Origin of the sequence: Coleofasciculus sp. B1-GNL1-01 (genome assembly GCF_040220235.1) — a bacterium.
Taxonomy (GTDB): domain Bacteria; phylum Cyanobacteriota; class Cyanobacteriia; order Cyanobacteriales; family Coleofasciculaceae; genus Coleofasciculus.
On sequence record NZ_JAVJTO010000103.1, the window covers coordinates 17,393 to 37,210 of the forward strand.

14 protein-coding genes and 1 pseudogene are annotated in these 19,818 nt (G+C 44.8%); 3 read left to right on the top strand and 12 right to left on the bottom strand.

Going from position 1 to position 19,818, the window contains the following annotated elements:
- Positions 1-95: 95 nt before the first annotated feature.
- The 5 genes from RID53_RS25990 to RID53_RS26010 form a co-directional block, all read right to left on the bottom strand.
- Positions 96-1,094 (bottom strand): L-lactate dehydrogenase, encoded by a 999-nt coding sequence (locus RID53_RS25990; protein WP_446390851.1) that lies wholly within the window; start codon positions 1,092-1,094, stop codon positions 96-98.
- Between the two features lie 139 nt (positions 1,095-1,233).
- Positions 1,234-2,748, bottom strand: coding sequence for an ATP-binding protein (locus RID53_RS25995; RefSeq protein ID WP_446390852.1), 1,515 nt, complete (start codon positions 2,746-2,748; stop codon positions 1,234-1,236).
- Between the two features lie 75 nt (positions 2,749-2,823).
- Complete coding sequence (locus RID53_RS26000; protein ID WP_446390853.1) at positions 2,824-3,267, bottom strand: response regulator; 444 nt, start codon at positions 3,265-3,267, stop codon at positions 2,824-2,826.
- Between the two features lie 99 nt (positions 3,268-3,366).
- Positions 3,367-6,804, bottom strand: a complete 3,438-nt coding sequence (locus RID53_RS26005; protein WP_446390854.1) for a PAS domain S-box protein — start codon at positions 6,802-6,804, stop codon at positions 3,367-3,369.
- Between the two features lie 116 nt (positions 6,805-6,920).
- On the bottom strand, positions 6,921-7,955 hold the full coding sequence (locus RID53_RS26010; RefSeq protein ID WP_446390855.1) for a hypothetical protein: 1,035 nt from the start codon (positions 7,953-7,955) through the stop codon (positions 6,921-6,923).
- 376 nt (positions 7,956-8,331) lie between these two features.
- On the opposite strand from RID53_RS26010, the gene RID53_RS26015 reads away from it, so the two are divergent.
- Complete coding sequence (locus RID53_RS26015) at positions 8,332-10,773, top strand: phosphoketolase family protein (protein ID WP_446390856.1); 2,442 nt, start codon at positions 8,332-8,334, stop codon at positions 10,771-10,773.
- A gap of 328 nt (positions 10,774-11,101) precedes the next feature.
- Entirely contained in the window at positions 11,102-12,319 is a 1,218-nt protein-coding gene (locus RID53_RS26020) for an acetate/propionate family kinase (protein WP_446390857.1), read from the top strand.
- A 59-nt stretch (positions 12,320-12,378) separates the two neighbouring features.
- On the opposite strand, the gene RID53_RS26025 is transcribed toward RID53_RS26020, so the two are convergent.
- Entirely contained in the window at positions 12,379-12,525 is a 147-nt protein-coding gene (locus RID53_RS26025) for a hypothetical protein (RefSeq protein WP_446390858.1), read from the bottom strand.
- Entirely contained in the window at positions 12,512-13,969 is a 1,458-nt protein-coding gene (locus RID53_RS26030; protein WP_446390859.1) for a hypothetical protein, read from the bottom strand. Before RID53_RS26030 ends, RID53_RS26025 begins: the two co-directional genes overlap by 14 nt.
- A 225-nt stretch (positions 13,970-14,194) precedes the next feature.
- Between RID53_RS26030 and RID53_RS26035 the strand changes: the two genes are divergently transcribed.
- Positions 14,195-15,136 (top strand): metallophosphoesterase, encoded by a 942-nt coding sequence (locus RID53_RS26035; protein WP_446390860.1) that lies wholly within the window; start codon positions 14,195-14,197, stop codon positions 15,134-15,136.
- Here the strand turns inward: RID53_RS26035 and RID53_RS26040 are convergent.
- From RID53_RS26040 to RID53_RS26060, 5 genes and pseudogenes are all read right to left on the bottom strand, one after another.
- Positions 15,109-15,639 (bottom strand): hypothetical protein, encoded by a 531-nt coding sequence (locus RID53_RS26040; RefSeq protein ID WP_446390861.1) that lies wholly within the window; start codon positions 15,637-15,639, stop codon positions 15,109-15,111. The genes RID53_RS26035 and RID53_RS26040 overlap by 28 nt on opposite strands.
- A 20-nt stretch (positions 15,640-15,659) precedes the next feature.
- On the bottom strand, positions 15,660-17,528 hold the full coding sequence (locus tag RID53_RS26045) for a hypothetical protein (RefSeq protein WP_446390862.1): 1,869 nt from the start codon (positions 17,526-17,528) through the stop codon (positions 15,660-15,662).
- Complete coding sequence (locus tag RID53_RS26050) at positions 17,521-18,591, bottom strand: RNA-guided endonuclease InsQ/TnpB family protein (protein WP_446390864.1); 1,071 nt, start codon at positions 18,589-18,591, stop codon at positions 17,521-17,523. The genes RID53_RS26045 and RID53_RS26050 overlap by 8 nt, the downstream gene beginning before the upstream one ends.
- A pseudogene (tnpA, locus tag RID53_RS26055) lies at positions 18,591-18,881 on the bottom strand (IS200/IS605 family transposase); the annotation flags it as partial. The pseudogene tnpA and the gene RID53_RS26050, both read right to left, overlap by 1 nt.
- 128 nt (positions 18,882-19,009) lie before the next feature.
- Positions 19,010-19,420, bottom strand: a complete 411-nt coding sequence (locus RID53_RS26060) for a hypothetical protein (protein WP_446390863.1) — start codon at positions 19,418-19,420, stop codon at positions 19,010-19,012.
- Positions 19,421-19,818 lie beyond the last annotated feature (398 nt).

Sequence of the window (19,818 nt, forward strand, 5' to 3'; positions counted from 1 at the left end):
CTTTGCGTCTCGCTCGCTATTTTGTATGAGTTTTTATCTATCGAGGCAAATTTGCTGTCACTAAATGAACTTGAGTTTCTAGCGGATGAGTTTGGCTATAAGTCTAAGCTTTCAATCGTTTGATGCAGCACCTGAGCCGAATGGTTAAGTTGCTTTTTTTCATCCGGGGTTAGTTCTAAATTTAATATCCGAGTGACACCTTGACGGTTAACTACCGCAGGCGAACTCAAGCAGACATCGTGGATATCATAGCGCCCATCTAGCAAAGTACTGACCGTCAAAACTTGGTTTTGATCGCGCAACACTGCCTGCACAATCTGAGTTACACCCAAACCAATAGCATAGCAAGTTGCTCCCTTGCGCTGGATGATTTCGTAAGCCGCATTCTTAACTTGTTCAAAAATATGTTTAGGATAGTCACTATTGCTTACATTTCCATCCTCTAAGTAGTCCTCAAACAAGTGCATACCCGATATATTTACCTTGCTCCACACCGGAACTTCACTATCGCCATGCTCACCAATAATATAAGCATGAATACTGCGAGGATCAAGTTTAATTTTATCAGCTAATAAGGAAAGGAAACGAGCAGTGTCTAGCACCGTTCCTGAGCCAAATACGCGATTTTTAGGCAATCCAGATAGCTTTAATGTCACGTAAGTCATAATATCTACTGGGTTAGTAACCACTAGCAAAATTGCATTCGGACAATGTTCCACGACTTCCGGAATTAAATCCTTGAAAATCTTAACATTACGATGAACCAAATCTAAACGACTTTCCCCAGGTTTTTGTTTCGAGCCAGCCGTAATAACTACAATATCTGGATTATTACTATCTTTTAGTGTTCCGGCACGTACTGCTGTTGGTTCAACGAAGGGTAATCCATGGTTTAAATCCATCACTTCTCCTTTCATTTTCTCCTGATTTTTGTCAACAATCAGTAAGTCATTCAAGGTATTTTGAATCACCATGGAGTACGCACAAGCCATACCCACTTGACCTGCACCAATCACTACACCCTTAAGAGGAGGACGTTTTTTCAGAGAAGCATAATTAGTTTCACTTATAGTTGTAAAGAATTGTTCCAGCATTGTTGTTATTCACAAATCTAAATCTCTTGAGACAAGAATAATGAGTTTATCAAGGAACACCATCCCTATCTAGACATAAATAGAGCTGGAATTGATTATGTCTTAAGGTAGAACCAATGAATTTTAGATTTAAGAGTTTTCAGGATTTGAGCGGTAGTTCCACAGTAAAAGTGGCTCCCTGTCCCTCACCATCACTTTCACACCACACGGTTCCCCCATGGAGTTCAACCAAGTGACGCACAATCGCTAGTCCTAATCCTAGCCCGCCATGGGAACGAGTTATTGAGCCTTCGGCTTGGCGAAAGCGGTCAAAAATGTAAGGCGCAATGTCAACTGATATCCCCTTACCCGTGTCTTGCACCCGAATTTGTACCGCATTTTCTAACCATTCCAAATAAATCTTGACTTGTCCGTGAGTTGGGGTAAACTTAATCGCATTCGACAAAAGATTCCAAACAATTTGTTGTAAGCGATCGCTATCCCCCTGGATCACCCTTTGGCTTGGTTCTAAAAATGAGTCAATCTGAATACTTTTAGCGTCAGCGGCGGGTTGTAAGGTATCAATTGCGGCGTTGATAACCTGCTGCAAGTCAACCGGGATCACAGTTAAGCGCAAGTTACCCCGAATAATCCGCGACACATCCAGCAAGTCATCAATAAGCTGGGCTTGAGACTTAGCATTGCGTTCAATTACTTCTAACGCCCGCTCAAGCTTGTCTGAACTCAACTGCTTTCTCCGCAAAAGTCCCGCCCATCCTAGAATCGCATTCAGGGGCGTTCTCAATTCATGGGATAGGGTGGCTAAAAATTCATCTTTTAAGCGATTCGCGGTTTCTGCTTCAGTGCGAGCGGCTTGTTCACTCTTGAGTAATTGAGTCCGTTCTGCTTCCGCTTGCTTGCGCTGGGTGACATCTTCAATCGCGCCCTCATAGTACATGACTTCGCCCTGAACATTGCGAATAGCACGAGCATTATAGCGTACCCAAATCATGGTATTATCACACCGACGCATCGGTATTTCCAAGTCTCGTACCACTCCTTCGCCGTCTATCTGACTCTGCCATAAACGATTGGCTTGGGTATCGACAAGGTGCTTGGATATATTTGTATCCAGCAAGGCTTTTAGACTAGGATATCCTAATAGTTGCAACAGGGTTGGATTGGCTTCAATAATTTGACCCGTTGGTGTCATTCGGTAAAGTCCAATGGGTACGCTTTCAAAGAGTTGTTGATATCGTTGTTGCATCTCTTTGAAGGCTTGATGTTGCTTAGAGCGTTCCCAGGCTGCTCGCACGGCGGCGGCAAGACGAGTATAATGCTGAGGGGATTTAATAATATAATCGTCAAGTCCTGACTTCATCGCCTCAACAGCAACTTCTTCGTTTCCTGTCCCGGTAAACATGACTACAGGTGTATCTGGATACTGCTGCTTGACTTGGTGCAGTACGTTTAAACCATTGCTCCAACGCAAGCTATAATCAGTGATGACGATATCAAAGTTTTGCTCGGCTAATGCCTGCTTGAGTTGGCTAATATCAGTAATCTCTTTAGACTGTAATTGCTCAAATTCCTGCTCTAGTCGGCGTAGCGCTAACATGCGATCGTCGGGGTTATCGTCAATTAGCAGGATTCTTACGGGATTGTCATTTGTCATTTTTCAGGGAATAGGGAACAGGGAACTGGGAATGGGGAATAGGGAACGGGGAATAGGGAACGGGGAATTTATAATTCAGACTAAAGGTTTTTCGTTGAACATTAACCAATATAGGTCAAGAGCCCGAATCATTTCTAAAAAATCATGAAAGTTTACAGGTTTCACTAAATAAGAATTTGCGCCCATATCATACGCTTTATTAATATCCGGCGTTTCTCTGGATGCCGTTAATACCACCACTAATAGACGTTTTAACCGAGATTGCTGTCGAATCCAAGCTAAAACTTCTAAACCGGATTTACGAGGTAGTTTTAAATCGAGTAAGATAAGAGTTGGAATAGGATGGGAGTTTAGGTTATCATACGGTGCTTTGCGGTCTAGGTAACTGATTGCCTCCTCTCCATTTGTGACAACTTGCAGTGAATGAGGTAAATCGAGGCGTTTAAATGCACGCTGAATTAAAAAAACGTCATTATCATCATCTTCAACGAGTAAAATATCAGCAGGTTTGCTACTCATAATTGTCTCCATAGAACTTACTCAAAACCTCAAAGACTGAGGAGAACAGGTTTAGTCGTTTATCAGTTTACAGCTAAACCTGATCGGTAAAACCCGCCCCTATTCCCTAACAGAGATGTCATGACACGTCTCTACTTTTTGCCCCTCAATCCAAAATCGGCTTCCCTGATGGAGTGATGATTCAACGCCCGAACGTCCTCCTAGACGTTCCATACCTTTACGGACAAGGGCTAAACCAATACCACTACCGGGATAGTGTTCACGACCATGTAAGCGTTCAAATACCAGGAAAATCTTTTCTTGATATTCCGGTTCAATGCCAATTCCATTATCCTCGATCCAGAGTCGTATCCATGTACTACCATTAACGTCTTTTCGTTCTTCTGCCCACACCTGTATCTGAGGCTGTACTGTTTCTGGGACAAACTTGATCGCATTAGCGATCAAATTTGATACAACTTGCATAAGTGTAGCACGATGACCCAAAACCTCTGGTAGAGGTATTACCCCTTTCTCGGCTACCTTAATTTGGGTATTTTTGTTTTTAATCAGTTCCTGAAGTTGGAAGAGGACTTCTGACACAATGGAGTCCAAACTAATTGATTTTAGCGGAAAGTCTAGACGCCCCAAGCGACTATATTCCAGTAAATCTTGGATCATTTTATCCAAACGCTGAGCAGCCGTAGTAATCCGTTGAGCATAGTTTAAACCAATTGAATCTAATTGGGAACCGCAGTCTTCAACTAAGGCATTAGCAAACCCTTGCATTGCCCGTAACGGCGCTCTAAGATCGTGGGAAACGGTGTAAGAAAATGCTTCGAGTTCCGCATTGATGGCTTGCAATTCCTGAGTTCGTTCAGTGATCCGTTCTTCGAGTTCGGTGGTGTAGCGTTTAAGCTGCTGTTGTAATCGGGATTGAGCAATCGCGATCGCGAGTTGATTTGCTACTTCTTGGATAATGGTCTTATGTTCATCATCCAGGGCATTTTTATCACTGAACTCTAGGTTGAGTGTTCCGATTATTTCCGGCTTACTTCTAAGCGGAATAATATAGAATGATGCCGCGTTCTGTGAGAGTAAAGCTTGGACAACGGGTCGTAATACCCTGACAATTTCTGATTGTTTGAGTTGATGAATTTTACGGTCAGCAAATTGAGCAAACTCTGAGGTAAACGGTTCGAGACTAATCGTTTTTCTAGCTAGGTTTTCCATCTCACTATTAGTGGCGAGCAGGGTGGCTTGCTGTGAGTCCCAATCAAACACCACGACACTCAGATGACGACACGATAGCAGGGATTTTAAACCTGTTAACGCCACTTGCGCGATCGCAGGCGGCGGTTGTTCAGCGAGAATGGCTTGGTCAAGGGTTTGTAAGGTTTGCAGGCGGTCAATCGTTTGTCGTAATTGAATTTCAAGCTGCTTGCGCTGAGTAATGTCAAACGTAAAGCCGAGGATTTGCACAATTTGCCCTAGCTCGTTCAACATCGGCACATACTTAATTACGGTGGTAAAGGGGTTAGTATTGGGTAACCGAATTGTGGCTTCTACCGTCTGGGGAGTGCGGGTTTCTATCACCTGCTTGAGTGTCGGTAAATACGGATCAGTAACCTCCGGCGACCAGATTTCTTCATCCCTGTGTCCCAGATAATCCGTTAATGATTTGCCTGTGCGATCAAGGGTTGTCGTATTCACAAAAACAAACCGTCGTTGAGCATCATAGATGACAAACATATCCGGACTATGATTGACCGCTAACCGGAATCGTTGTTCACTCTGACGCAGGGCTTTCTCGGTGCGTTTGTATGCGCTAATATTATGATTAACTTCTAAGATAGCTAATGGGTTACCTTGATGATCTCGCTGTAATGTCCAACGACTCGCCACGGTAATTTGAGTCCCGTCCTGTGTGGTTTGAATTAACTCACCGGGCCAATATTCTTGATGCCATAATTGAGCCTGAATGTCGCTTAATGCCCGAGGAAAAATCGTGTGCAGCAATTGGTGAGCATTTTGCCCAATAGCGTCCTGACTACTCCAGCCATACAAACGTTGCGCCCCCTGATTCCAATAGGTAATTTTGCCCTGCAAATCCAGCACCATAATCGCATCATTGGCTAAGTCAAGCAGTTGGGCTTGTTGGCGGAGCTTTTCTAGGGCTAATTTTTGGGCGGTGACATCCGTCTGTACTCCCAGAAAGTGAGTCAATGTTCCCTGGGAATTTCGCACGGGTGAAATATAGAGATCGTTCCAAAATACAGAACCATCTTTACGATAGTTCTGCAAGGTTACTTGACAGTCTTTTTGTGTTGCAATCGCCTGTCGTACTTCCTCAAGTTGGGCTTGATTGGAGTCATCTCCCTGCAAAAAGCGACAGTTACGACCGAGTATTTCTGAGGCGCTGTAATCGGTGAGTCGTTCAAACCCAGAATTGACAAAAATAATTGGGTTATCCGGTTGATGGGGATCACTAATTAAAATCCCATTGCTACTCGCATTAACCGCACTCTCCAATATTCGCAATCGTTCCGCTTGTTGACAACGGTCAATTGCTGCACCGAGAATATTCGCGATCGCTTGCAAAAAGTTAATGTCATCTTGGCTAAACTGGCGGGAATCTGTACTATGAATGCCCAAAATACCAAAGGGTTGACTATCTGGGGTGGGCATAGTATCCCAATGTTTAAGAGTCCCAGGCTTCGCCAACGAGAGTCCAGGAATAATCACACTCATCCCACTGACAACCCCATGATCCTCTAATAGAGGCGGAGCCGAAAATCGCGATTCTGTTCGCAAATCTTCGACCACGATTGGTTCTTGAGACAGGAGCGTATAGCCAGCTTGAGAATTGGTGTCCGTATCCACAGTAGCTTGACCGACTAAGCCAACCTGCCAACCTACACCCGCCCGCAACAATAAGGCTTTGCCATCAGGAAGTAATTCCAGGACTTTGGCATAGTCTACGTCGAGAGTTTTTGCCAAAAGCGTCACCGCACAATTCATTAACGAATCAATGTCAATCCCTCTTAAGGCATATTGACTAAACCGCACAATTGTTGTTTGCTGAGTGACCCTAGCTTGGAGTGTAGCGATCAGTTGTAGGTTCTGGGAAATGGTGATGGGTGGAGTCGCTTCTAGCCGAGAAGATTGAGACTTTCGCTGAGGCGCTAACGCAGAACGAACGGCTGTCACCAATTTTTTATAATGGGACGGCGATTTAATAATGTAGTCATCTATACCCGCTTTCATTGCCATTACAGCGAGTTCTACACTGTCTTGACTGGTGAACATAATAAATGGACAAGCGGGTTGCAGACGTTTAACCTGCTTAAAGACCGCTATACCAGTTATCCAAGGAAGTTCATCGTCCGCGATCGCGATATCGAAATGACCCTCTAAAAGTACCTGATTTAGGTCTTTAGCATTGGTCGGCTGGGCGACATGCAGTGCGGAAAACTCTTGCTGCAATTGACGAATGATTAAGGCTCGTTCATCTGGGTCCTCATCAATGAGGAGCAGATGCACAGGAGTGTTAATCACAATTTGTCAACTTTATTTAGAGTAAAGACGTACCATGGCACGTCTGGGAGCAGGAGAGATATATTATATATTACTCTAGAGGAACCCCGTTGCCACTGGAAACAGAGAGACTCTCATCACCCTATCGCATTATCATCCACCCGATCTCTGACTTTTGGAAGAAGTTGGGACTCTAATACTTTATTTCCTTCCATTTCCCTTCCCGTCATTGCGCCAGATGCGGTGAAAACGAAGAAACTTCCCATGGCGAGTAAGCCCAGTAGAGGAGGTGGTTCCGGAACCGTAGCCGCCGCCGCTGACTTAAATTCCGCTTGCGCTGCTGCAACTGATGTTCCATAACCTTGGATGTATTCAAACGAAGCGGTGTCACCCACCGCCAGAAGTACATCTTTTCCACCAATGTGTATACCAACATCGGCAAAGGTTCCATTTGGATCAGAAGGAGTATTCAAGAAATTATTTAACTCGAACCCATTATTAATGGATAAACCCAAATCGGCACCAACAGTTGTATTGGTGTCTAATGACCCTAAAATAACCGTTAGACCTCCCAACTCGGTTGCTTGACCCACCTTAGCGATTCCGGCGGCAGTTTCCAGTGTAAATACATCATTAAATGTCTCGAAACCATGGCGTTGATCAATCCCTTGGTCTGGGTCAAAGGTATCAAAATATCGAAAGTCAACGGCTGAACCCTGATTAATCAAATCCGTCTTAACGAGTAAAGCATTAAGTTCATCAACCAGAGAATAGGTGCGCTTAAAATTGACAGTTGCACCGCCTCCTGTATAGGTTCCGGTCACGACTACCGAGTCACCGTCTTTAGCAACGGTTACAGGTTGTTGGGTAACTCCTGTAGTTGTATTTCGTGTAAAGGTAGCGGGATTTGCTCCATTCTGAAACCCAAAATCAGAAACTGGATTACCTGGATTGAAGAAGTCGCTACGGAAGAAACTTTTTTTATCAAATATAAGTGCATCAATTGCCCCGTTATCATCCCTAATCATTACCTCTAATGAACCATTACTGAGAGTAACGGCTGAAGCTGATGAGGCGAAACTAAGTCCCGCTAGGATTGTTCCCACCAATGGTAGACATTTCGTGAACAAAGGAGTAGAGAGTTGAGTCATCCATTTTGAATTGGTATTCATGGGGGAAATTTTTCCTAGCCGAGTTCTTTTACTAATTACTCAGCTTCAATCCCCCTCTTTTATGTGGATTTATGTAAAAATCAGGTAAATAAAAATGAAGTTTTGTAATGAATCTGTAAAATAACCCATTTTTGATTTATGAATTTGGGCGGGTTTTGTTGTTCAGTTATCGGTTTCTTATTGAGTTTTAGTCCCTAAACCCGTCCCTACAATTGACAGACGTGCAATGGCAAGGCTCTACTCCTGTGCATGTACAAAAAGGCATGATCTATCCCAAGTAGGAGAATTCCCCGGAAAACTTTGGGTAAACTGCACAGCAGACGAGTACCGCTACCCACACCAGTCAAAATTTCCTGTAATTTGAATTTTATAAATTATGACAATAACCACTTCAACACCCAAAGCGTCCTTCTCTCAACCGGACATTCCCGTTACCCAAGTCCGGCAAAATCAGGCTGCCGAACTCGACGCGATCGCCAAATATCGCCGTGCGGCTAACTACCTGGCGGCGACTCAAATTTATCTCAAAGATAATGTTCTCTTACGCGAACCCTTAAAACCGGAACACATCAAAGATCGTTTACTGGGTCACTGGGGGACTTGTCCCGGCATTAACCTAGTCTACGCCCATCTCAACCGCCTGATCCGGCGTTACGATGCCAATATGTTTCTGGTGACTGGACCCGGACATGGTGCGCCTGCGAACCTTGCCAATCTTTACCTTGAAGGGTCTTTACAGGATTATTATGATGACCTTAGCTTCGATGAAGCTGGAGTGCATCGGTTAGTCAAGCAGTTTTCTTGGCCCGGAGGCTTTCCCTCTCACCTGTATCCAGGGATACCTGGCACGATTCATGAAGGCGGAGAATTGGGCTACGCCTTGGCGACAGCATTTGGGGCGGTAATGGATAACCCGGATCTTGTCGTGGCTTGTATCGTTGGTGATGGCGAATCAGAAACTGGACCCACCGCTACAGCATGGCATGGTACAAAATTCATTGATCCGGCTGAATCTGGCGCAGTTTTGCCGATTTTGCATCTGAATGGGTACAAAATTGCCAGCCCGTCTATTTTTGGCACGATGAGTGATGAAGAATTGCTACATCTGTTTACCGGATACGGCTACCAAGTACGAATTGTCGAAGATGCGGACTTGGATGCCGATATGTATGCTTCCATGGATTGGGCATATCAAGAAATCTGTCGGATTCAACAAGCCGCCCGTTCCGGAAACCGCCTCAGCAAACCCCGTTGGCCCCTAATCATCTTGCGATCGCCTAAAGGATGGACAGGGATTAAAGAAGCCGACGGCGTACCGATTGAAGGGAATTTCCGGTCTCACCAAGTTCCGCTTAAAGGGGTTAAAAAGAATCCCGAACATCTAGAACTGCTGGAAAATTGGTTTCGTTCCTACCGCCCAGAGGAACTGTTTGACGAACAAGGGCAACCCTTCCCCGACATTTTAGACCAATGTCCCCAAGGGGAACGGCGCATGGGCAGCAATCCCCACACCTTCGGCGGGCGTATGCGTCAACCCTTGGAGTTACCGGATATTTTTAACTACGCTGTCCCGGTAGAACATCCCGAAGCTGGCGAAGGGTGTAAACGGGGTGAAAGAAGTGTGAGTAATACCTACAGAGTCGGACAATATCTCCGGGATGTGATTCAGCAAAATCCCAACAACTTCCGTATTTTCTGCCCCGACGAACTCGAATCCAACCGTCTTTACAAAGTCCTCGACGTGACTCAGCGTAACTATCAGTGGCCCACCGAAGCCTTTGATGGCGAGATTGGACCCGATGGGGGACGAATTATCGAATTGCTGAGTGAACATACCTGTCAGGCATTCTTACAAGGGTACCTCCTCACCGGACGACATGGTTTATTCCCCTCCTACGAGGCATTTTTAGGCATTGTCACCACGATGATGGATCAATATGCCAAGTTCTTAAAATATTCCAAAGAATTCCCCTGGCGTCCCCCTGTATCCTCCCTGAATTACTTAGAAACCTCAACCCTGTGGCGACAGGAACATAATGGGTTTTCCCACCAAAATCCCGGCTTTATTAATAGTGTCTTGGATCAGCAGGCTGACTATGCGCGGGTGTATTTACCCCCAGATGCCAACTGTCTCCTCAGTACCATTGACCATTGTTTACAGAGTACAGGCTATGTCAACTTAGTCATCGCTAACAAAAATCCTCTGCCACAATGGTTGTCTATGGAAGACGCGATCGCCCATTGTCGGGCAGGGGGTTCAGTGTGGCAATGGGCGAGTACCGATGATGGGGTTGATCCGGATGTGGTACTGGTAGGAATTGGCGATTGTCCCATGTTAGAAGTGATGGCAGCCGCGCAAATCCTCAGAAATGAATTACCGGAATTACGGATACGAGTGGTTAATGTGACAGATCTATTAATTCTGGAACAAAATTCCACTCATCCCCACGGGTTAGATGATGACATGTTTACTGCCCTATTCACTCCCGATAAACCCGTAATTATCAACTTCCATGGTTATCCGTCGCTGATTAAACAAATGCTGTTTGGGCGTCCCACGATTGGGCGATTCCAAATTAATGGCTATCAGGAAGAAGGGACAACCACTACACCCTTTGATATGCAAGTCCGCAATGGTACGAGTCGGTATCATTTAATCATGCAGGCGATTCGTTTAGCAGCACAGAACAATCCGCGTGTGTCCGCACGGGCAAATGATCGGGTGCGTCACTATGAGTATGTATTAGCGGCTCATGGGCAGTATATCTGTGAGACTGGCGAAGATCCAGACGAGATTACCAATTGGCAATGGTGTTAATTTGGTCATTTGTCATTGGTTAGGGAAAAGGCAACAGGGTTAAGGTTCGTTGGTAGGGGCTGGTTTCAACTTATGTTACAGCCCTCACCCCCAGCCCCTCTCCCAACCCCCCTCGTTCCCCCCTGGGAGGAGGGATGACTAAGGATGCTTCGCTTTTTTTGCACGGGAGAGGGGAGCAAGAGGGAAGCTGTGTAGCAATAGGCAATAGGCAATAGGGTTAATATTCGTCTGTAGGGGCGGGTTTCACTATTATCCTTTTTGGCGCACCTAGATTGGATTAAACCCGCCCCCGCCCCACCCTCCATTTAATTTGTTATCAGAATCACCGATGAAAGTTTTAGTATTAAACGCGGGTTCTAGTACCCAGAAAAGCTGTTTGTATGAGATTGGCGAATCTTTACCCAATTCTCCGCCAGAACCAATATGGGAAGCCAAAATTGAGTGGACTGGACAATCCGATACAGAATGTTTAAAGGTTAAAACATCTCAGGGACGATCCATAGAGGAACGCCTACCCACCAATGATCGAATGAAGGCGATCGCTCAAATGTTAAATACCCTTTGGCGCGGTCAAACTCAAGTTATTTCCCAACTGAGTGACATTGATGTGGTCGGACATCGGGTGGTTCATGGCGGCGATAAATACCATCAACCGACGTTAATTAATGCTGAGGTGAAAAAGGCGATCGCGTCTTTGTCTCCCCTAGCACCATCCCATAATCCCGTCAATCTAGAAGGAATTGAGGCGATTGAGAATATTTTACCTGATATACCCCAATTCGCGGTATTTGATACCTCATTTCATTCCCAAATGCCTTTACCTGCTATGATTTATCCAGGCTCTAAAGACTGGCTAGATCAAGGAATACGTCGTTATGGTTTTCATGGGATAAGTCATCAATATTGCCTGGAACGAGTTGCTCAGTTATTGGCAAAAGAGGCTAAATCATTACGAGTGATTACCTGTCATTTAGGCAATGGATGTTCCTTAGCCGCCATTCGGGATGGTATCAGCATTAATACAACCATGGGTTATACACCCTTAGAAGGATTAATGATGGGTTCGCGTTCGGGTTCAATTGACCCTTCGATTTTGATTCAACTAATGCGACAAGGGTATAATGCGGATCAATTAGAGCATTTGTTAAACAAAGAATCAGGATTAAAAGGGTTATCTGGCGTGAGTAGTGATATGCGCCAAATCAATGACGCGATCGCGGCGGGTCATGAACAAGCTAAACTCGCATTGGAGGTTTATAACCACCGTTTACGTTGCTATTTAGGAGCAATGTTAACCTCCTTGGGCGGATTAGATGTATTAGTCTTTACAGGCGGGGTTGGCGAACATCAAGCCTCTGTGCGATCGGCTGCATCTGACGCCCTAGAATTTTTGGGACTTAAAATCGACGCAAACAAGAATGAAACCAATCCCGTAGATGTAGATATTTCCACCGAGGATTCAACCGTGCGAGTCTTCGTGATTCACACCCAAGAAGATTGGGCGATCGCGCAATCCTGTTGGAACATGGTTAAAGCATCAACTTAACCAAGTGCGATCGCGTTGACTGATTGGAAAACTCCCTTGATATCACTTTTACTACCTAATTACAGGTAGGGATTCAGTCCCCTGTAGTACTCTGGACGGGGGAACTTCAGGTTAAATTGGCGACGATGGACAGCCGATAGAGAGTTCAAACTCCGGGCTACAATCTCAAGTTCCTGATTATCATCTACGTTGCTAAGTACTTTCATCGGGTTTTTGGCTGGATTTAGGAAGCAAATCCTCGAATTTAAGCGAGGGCATTGGATGTTGGTTGAGAGATTCTGTTATTGCCTCATCCGCCATTTTTCTATACTCTTGCTGTAATCTCGCTTGCGCTTGCGCCTCGTCTTCTTTTCCAAACAAGTCTCGATAAGCGTTAGCAAAAGCGGTCATCACTTCCTTAAAACTTCGTTCTTTATTGTCTGAAATTTTATCAATTTGATCAGCAAATTTGCGTAGGTTAGCCGTCATCTGGTGGAGCGAGGCGGCTGATTTTGCTGAGAAGTGTAAATTGTGCAATTTATCGGGAAATTGCTCTAAAGTGTTACCCAAATCGATACCGTGAGCCTTGAGATTTGTTTGGATAATGTGCATCTGCTGACGCGCTACATCAAGTCGAGCTGAGTCTTTTGAAAGCGAACCTCCAATGATGTCCTTGAAGGTAGCGATTAGCTTTTCTAAGCTGACTTTTGCCCTTTCCGGATGATTGGGCAATTCTTCCGGAGAAACGCCCAATAAAACAGCCATTAATTCTGATAGAGTTGTGGTTTGTCGCGGAGTTTCTGGAGATTTTCCGATGGAGAAAGTGATCTGATTAAACAAAGCATCTTTAGCCTGATCAATTGCCTGGTTAATCTGAGATTCTAGGTAGGCTGTTGCTTGCTCTTGGGTAATTTCATAAGAAGCTATTTTCGCGATCGCCACTTTTTTTTGTTCACCCTCTAGGTTATAGATTTGGAAATTGCCACCGGGGATCTCTTGGCGACTGGGAATTAGAAAGTAGCGAGTTTGGGTGACATCAATCCACAAGGAATCTTTATCGCCAGTGTTTTGATTTTCGGGAAGTCGCTGAGGTATAATTAAGCAGGCTCCATCTGATTGCTGTTCTGTTTTCCAGGCATCTGCACTCAGGTGGGATATAGCCTTAGATAGAGGTGCTGTAGTCCACAGCATAATTGGCAGTTTCTCCAGATACAATCTGCCATACTCTACTCTGGCGTTAATCGTTTCATTGGGTTGGGCTTCCCAAGAAACGAAGCCGCAATCTGCCCTTGTCATCCGCGCACCGGTACAGAGGATATCTATCAGCCAAGTAATGCTGGCATTATCGGCTTGTTCACCTAGCAACTGCCTAGCGATATCAGCACCACCAAGATTCAGAGTCAACATAGCTGAATCGTTTTGTCTGGGGGTAATTGTTATAACCACTGGATGTTGAGTTCTATCTGGAAATTGCAGCGAGGGAGTTAAGGGTTGGAAGTCCTCTGCAAGAGATTCGGAAGCCGTGTAGAGATTTTTGGGAAAATTGACGAGTTTAAAGCATGAGGGAGTGTTTTTTTGCAGATATTTCAGAAAAGAACGTGCTGGGTTTGAATAAAACGGTGCTGGAGACAAAAAAATCACAAATATTTGTTGCTTAATCGCAGAGTTCATGGTGCTTATTTTTGATTTGCTTTTTTTATGTTTTCTGTTAATTTGATTATTTAAATATAAAATATATTTTCTTTATTGTCTATAGTGTTTTCCAATAGATCATAAAACCCAATGCTGATTTAGCATAATATAAAAATGCTCTGATTTCTTTTCTAATGTTCCCTGTTCCCTTTGTCTATCTCCTTGATTTCCACATCTCAAATGAAAACGCGATAGGTATATCCCATGAGCAAATGGCTGACCCGTATAGGAACCCAATCAATTGATATGTCATACTTGACCAAAAATTCAATATACAGCCTTCATCATCAAGGAGAAGTTAGTTTTGAGTCAAGAAGCTTTTATTTATTCTTGGGAGATTTACACGGAAATATAAAAGCTGCTATTGCGTTAGCTATACGATTGCAAACCTTATTTAAGATACCATTACGTGCCATATTTCAAGTTGGTGATTTTGGATTTTGGCCTAGTGGAATTGCGGCAAAAAATGAAGATCCTCATTATAAAAAAGAAGATGCGTTTGATTTTTATGAGATGGCAGAATCGGCGAATCAGCAAAAATTTTTTTCATTAGGAACAGATGATTGGAATACTCTTAACGCTCCATTTTATTTTATTCGAGGCAATCATGAAGATTTTAATCATTTGAACTTGATATCGAAGCCTATACCCTCTGAGGTGATTAGAGGAATCTTCTTTATTCCAGATTATTTTCATGGAGTAATTGAAGACTTACATATTATGGCGCTCGGCGGAATCCTAACTGACTTAGAGCGAGGTAAGGGAAAGAGAGCCAAAATTGAATTTAAAAAATCTCAACGAAAATTAAAGATAGATAGGCGACGGTCTAATGCATCCTTGCTTGTTCAACTTAACTCAATTGGAGTAGACTTGCTTCTCACTCATTCTGGACTTGCCTCTAGAGAAAATCAGGATGGCTCCAAACAACTAGAAAATTATTTAATACCTAGTGATATTCGGCTGCATTTTTACGGTCATCATCATAGATTTTCAATTGGAACTATAGGAGTGAACAGTTTAAGCATTGGTTTAAGAAACTTAGATGTTGATGCTAGAGGTATACTGAGACCAGGTAGTTTTGCCCTTGTAGCCTGGAACGACCGGAATAACTTTGAGATTTATTCGGATACTGGCGTAACGGCTTGATAATGCAGGTTTGTATCCATTTCTTCAGGTGTTAGAATCCATAGATCGGGTATTTTCAGGTCAGTTAAATAAGCACCAATACATACCGAGTGACCTGGAGAAACGGTCAATCTAAAACCACACATACTATGTAAATTATAATCTTTATCGGGTCGGGAAATTACTTCAATCTTTGATACAGGTTGATCCAGTAAAGAAGTGACTAGTCCTTGAGAATATCCTTCTGGAAAAACAGTATATTTATAAGGAAATTTACTGATTGTATAATTAATGGGTTGGCTTGTATCACTGGCATCAAAAACAAGAATATTTCCCCTGCCTTCATCTACATCAAGATACAAACGAGAACTCTGATTAGTTTCCAGAAGAAGAGAACCTGATTCCATTCGCAATTCATCTTCAGGTTCTAAATACATTAAGCGGATTATATGTTGTATAGTTTGACCGATTAACTGGGACACAAGCGTAAGGTTACGAGCAAGGTATTTAGCTGACGAATTCATAGCTGTTCTCCAGCACAACATTATTGGGTGTTGTTGGTAAGTATCTGCCTAAACTGTTTAATCATTCCATCAATACGCCTGAGATAGGCGTTTTGTTTTTGTTTTCTTTTCTTACCCCTAGAAGGCATCTCGTCGATCCGAGCCGGATCGATAAGATGAATAGAACCATCTTCTTCTGAAATCATGAATTGTAAATCGTCAATGACCAGATTATCATCCTTGGCTTTTTGGCGAAATTCTGTTAAGTCCTCAATCGTTTTTGGCGTTACCAATGCTTCCACTGATAGATCGACAGGTTCATCTGCAAACTTTCCAGTACGAAGGATACGCTTGCTTAATGCCCCCTTTACCTTGTCCATAACAATACCTTGTCTGGTCACACCATTACTATCAACCCAAGTCATTAGTCCTTTATAGACCATTGGATATCCTTTCTCTGTTAACTTGGATAAGTTTTCAGCTTCTTGAATTAATTGGTCATTGGGTTGACCTTCTGATAGTGTAGCTACTTTAATCAGTAAGTTGGGATGTCCTGGAATTTCATAAAGTGTGCCAAAGCCTCCCGAATCAACGGGTTTACCCAAATCGAGTCCACTTGATAAGTCTTCTTTAATTGAGCGAAGAAGACTTGCATCGTCTGGATTAGGAACGTTATGTATTCCCTCAGCCGCAACAAACCCCACACCAGCATTTAAATCCATCTCATCCAGGGTTTGCTGGTGCTTGGCTAACTGCTGTTGTAGGTTTTCGATATCAGCTTGGAGATTAGCTTCTGCCTCCGCATCTAAACCATCTTGAGAAAGTCTGTTCAGGCGCTCATCAATAATCCGAGGCAGTTTTTCCACCTCTAGTTTGGCTTCCCACGCTCGCGAACCGACTGGTGGTGTACCATTCTTACTGATCCAGTTCTGAATCCGCTCTTTGAGCAGGCGTATTCTTCCGGAAAATCCAGAGTAACGCTGCATCAGCCGGACGGTTTGGGTATGCAACTGGATATCCACTGCACTTGCATCCGATCCCACCCGCATATGAACGTTAGTCACCAGTCCATTGGCGTCTACATCATAATGAACGCGGACTGTATGGCTAGGTAAATCCGGATCGACGTTGATGGCAACCTTACCCTGTAGGTCATTGGGTAGCGCTGCTGTTAATGTTTGCTGTAGATCGGGATTCCGGGATGTATCTTTGATTTGATCCGAAGGTATCTGGGTTAATCCCTGATCCTTTGTGGGTGTCGATGGCGGTGTTTGTCCAATCGGTTGATTAGTGTTCGGGTCAATTATTGGTGTGGATGCGGGTGTTTGTCCAACAGGTTGATTGGTATTTGGGTCAATTATTGGTGTGGGTGTGGAAATGTCACCGACTGGTGGGAGAGGTTGGTTGAGATTTGGCACATCGGTGGACGGACGATCGCCTCCTCCCAAATTCCGCAAGCGATCGCCATACGCCCGATTTGCCCCTCGACCCACGAGATTGCCAAACGCTGATGTACCCGCACTTTCACCAACCGTCTGCCAAGACAACTCCTTGTCCTCGAAGACGACTTGACCTGTGACATCGGTAGCGGTTTCGCCAATCGTGTCGGTAACAAATTCGCCCCCCGTCTTGAACGCAGCATTATCGATTTGGTCTACACCCAGCTTGGTTCCCAACTTGCCAAAGGCTCCACTGAGAGCCTCACCCCCGGCATTCCCTAACAGGGAAGTACCAAAGCTGATTCCCACCATCGACAACGAGAATGCCTCACCCGCCGCCAGTTGTTGGCTGATATCGGCACCCATCTCGCCCAGCGATTCAATGCCAAATTTAGCCCCAGCTTTAGTGGCTGTATTCTTGACGACTCCCCGCGCATAGAATGCGGGGGATTCTGAAGAGTAATTACTCACTCTCCCCTCCACTCGAATAGGCTGAGTTTAACCCATTCCATCCGAGGGTTCTCAGGCTCATCTGGCAACCCAGATGATTTCCCCTGTCTTTTACAGGCTCCTTGAGCGTAACTTTCCCGTGGACTACGGGTAGTGGAATATTAATTCCAAGTTCAGTTAATCCCCGCTGTCTGATCACAGTGGCTGCATCCACGTCCGCGTCAGCCACCCAACCACAAGACTCACAGAGGAATTTCTCTTTGTCTCGGTTGGTCGGACTGACATAGCCGCAACAACTGCATTCTTGCGATGTGTACTTAGGATTGATTTCATGAACCAGAACGCCTGACTTGGCAGCCACAACTTTAACCTTCTGTTTCAATTCGCCCCAAGCTGCATCTGCTATGACTCGGTTTAACCCTCGCTTTTGTGCCTGCCCATTTTTCAGGTATTTCCCTGTTTCTGGGTCTACCTTGGGCTTACACCGAGCCATCATCCCTTTGATATTGAGATCCTCAAAGATAATGCACTCGCCTAAGTTGACTAACTGGTTGGCAACCTTCCAATGGTAATCCGTCCGTTGCCGCTCTACTTTTTGCTCTAACCGGGCTAGGGCAGCATAAGCTTTACGACGACGGGCAGAACCTTTGCTTTTCCGGGATGCCCTGCGAGATAGAAGTTGGCGACGACGTTGTGCCTTCTTCCCATACTGGGGATTGGGTATCAACTCTCCAGTACTAACTGAGGCAAGCTTTTTGATTCCCAAATCCACTCCAATTGCTGTTTGAGCAGCATCCGGTGTTGGAGTTGCGGGAACACTCTCATCCCTCAGTTGCACCGATATGTACCATCCGTCTGCCTTCTTTCTTACCGTAACGGTACGGGTACTAAACCCATCCGGGAAGGCACGAGAGGAGAAGAACTTGCACCAGCCAATCCCTGGTAGCCGCACCTTATTACCTTCAAATCGCACGTCTTTTGGTGGGTAACTCCAGGAACGATACTTACTTCGACGCTTAGGTTTGGGATATTTCCCCTCTCCCTTAAAGAAACGCTGGAAAGCGTTCTCGACACGTCGAAGCAGAGCCACGAGAATTCTTGCCTGAGGTATCGAGAAGAACGCCCTTTCATAATTCTCACCAGCTTAGTGATGCCGTACTGCGGATCTATCTCAACGAGAACATGAACGTGATCGGGCATTATCTCTACTTCCAGAATCTCTCCTGATGTCTCATTGGCGACTTCCTGCAAGATAATCTTGAGACGAGTGTCAACCCCATTAATCAGAACAGAGCGACGATACTTCGTACACCAGACTAAATGGTACTTACAGGAGTAAACGATGTTGCTGTTAGACTTAAACTTCCTGTCCATGGCAATCATTATACAACATGGCTGCCATATAATGATTCGCTGTCGCTCAATTGTTTATTTGAGGGGGTGAAACTTATCCCCGTGCATAGTAATGACAGGGGCTTGCGTTCCACCCCCTCAAACTCCCCCTATTTTTCGGTCAATAAGCCTGCGGCTTTTTCCGCACCCCGCAATCCTACCAGTTGTAGAACACCACCAACGGCACCAAATCCAGCTTGGGTGGCGTAGGTTTGCCAGGAGGACATCTTGCCATCAATTAAATCATTCGCGCCCTGTTTCACTAACGCTCCAGTTGCGCCAATCAATGCCGCTAATCCAATGGCTGCCACTAATCCCACACCCGACGCCGCCAACGCCGCGATCGCGACGGTTACGGCAACGGTGATTACAATGTCAATTAAAATCTTGACCACACTCTTCCAAGCTGGCTGAACTTGGTCGGCGGCTTCTTGGGCTTTCTCCTGGATCGTTTGCCCTAAGCTGGGATTTTGGTCGGAGCCTTTGAGGGAACCTCTCAGACCATTTTCGAGCTTTGACATTCTGCGCTCTGAAGAGACGCAGATTCTCGCATCAGATTCGGCAGAGAAACCTTTGTCCGAATTCCGAATGGGCATTATCAAGATGCCTCTACTTGCTCAAACCTGCTATTTTTCAATACAGGCATTGCAGCTACTTGTTTAATCTTTTGCTTTCCGAGTCCATCACAACGCCAGTCTGGTACGCTCCTCATCCTGCCATTACTTGCTCGTCTAGTCGTTTCGTCAATTGCGTTCGGTTCTTCGTTGCGGGGATTGCGCCGTACTAGGATGATTCGTCACGTAGATGGTTATTCCTACTCACCACTCAAGTATGTCACGAAGGCGGATAAATCCGCAATGTCGCTTTTCCTCCCCGGCTTTGAAAGACCGGGGCTACCAAGCTCCTGTAGTTTACGTGT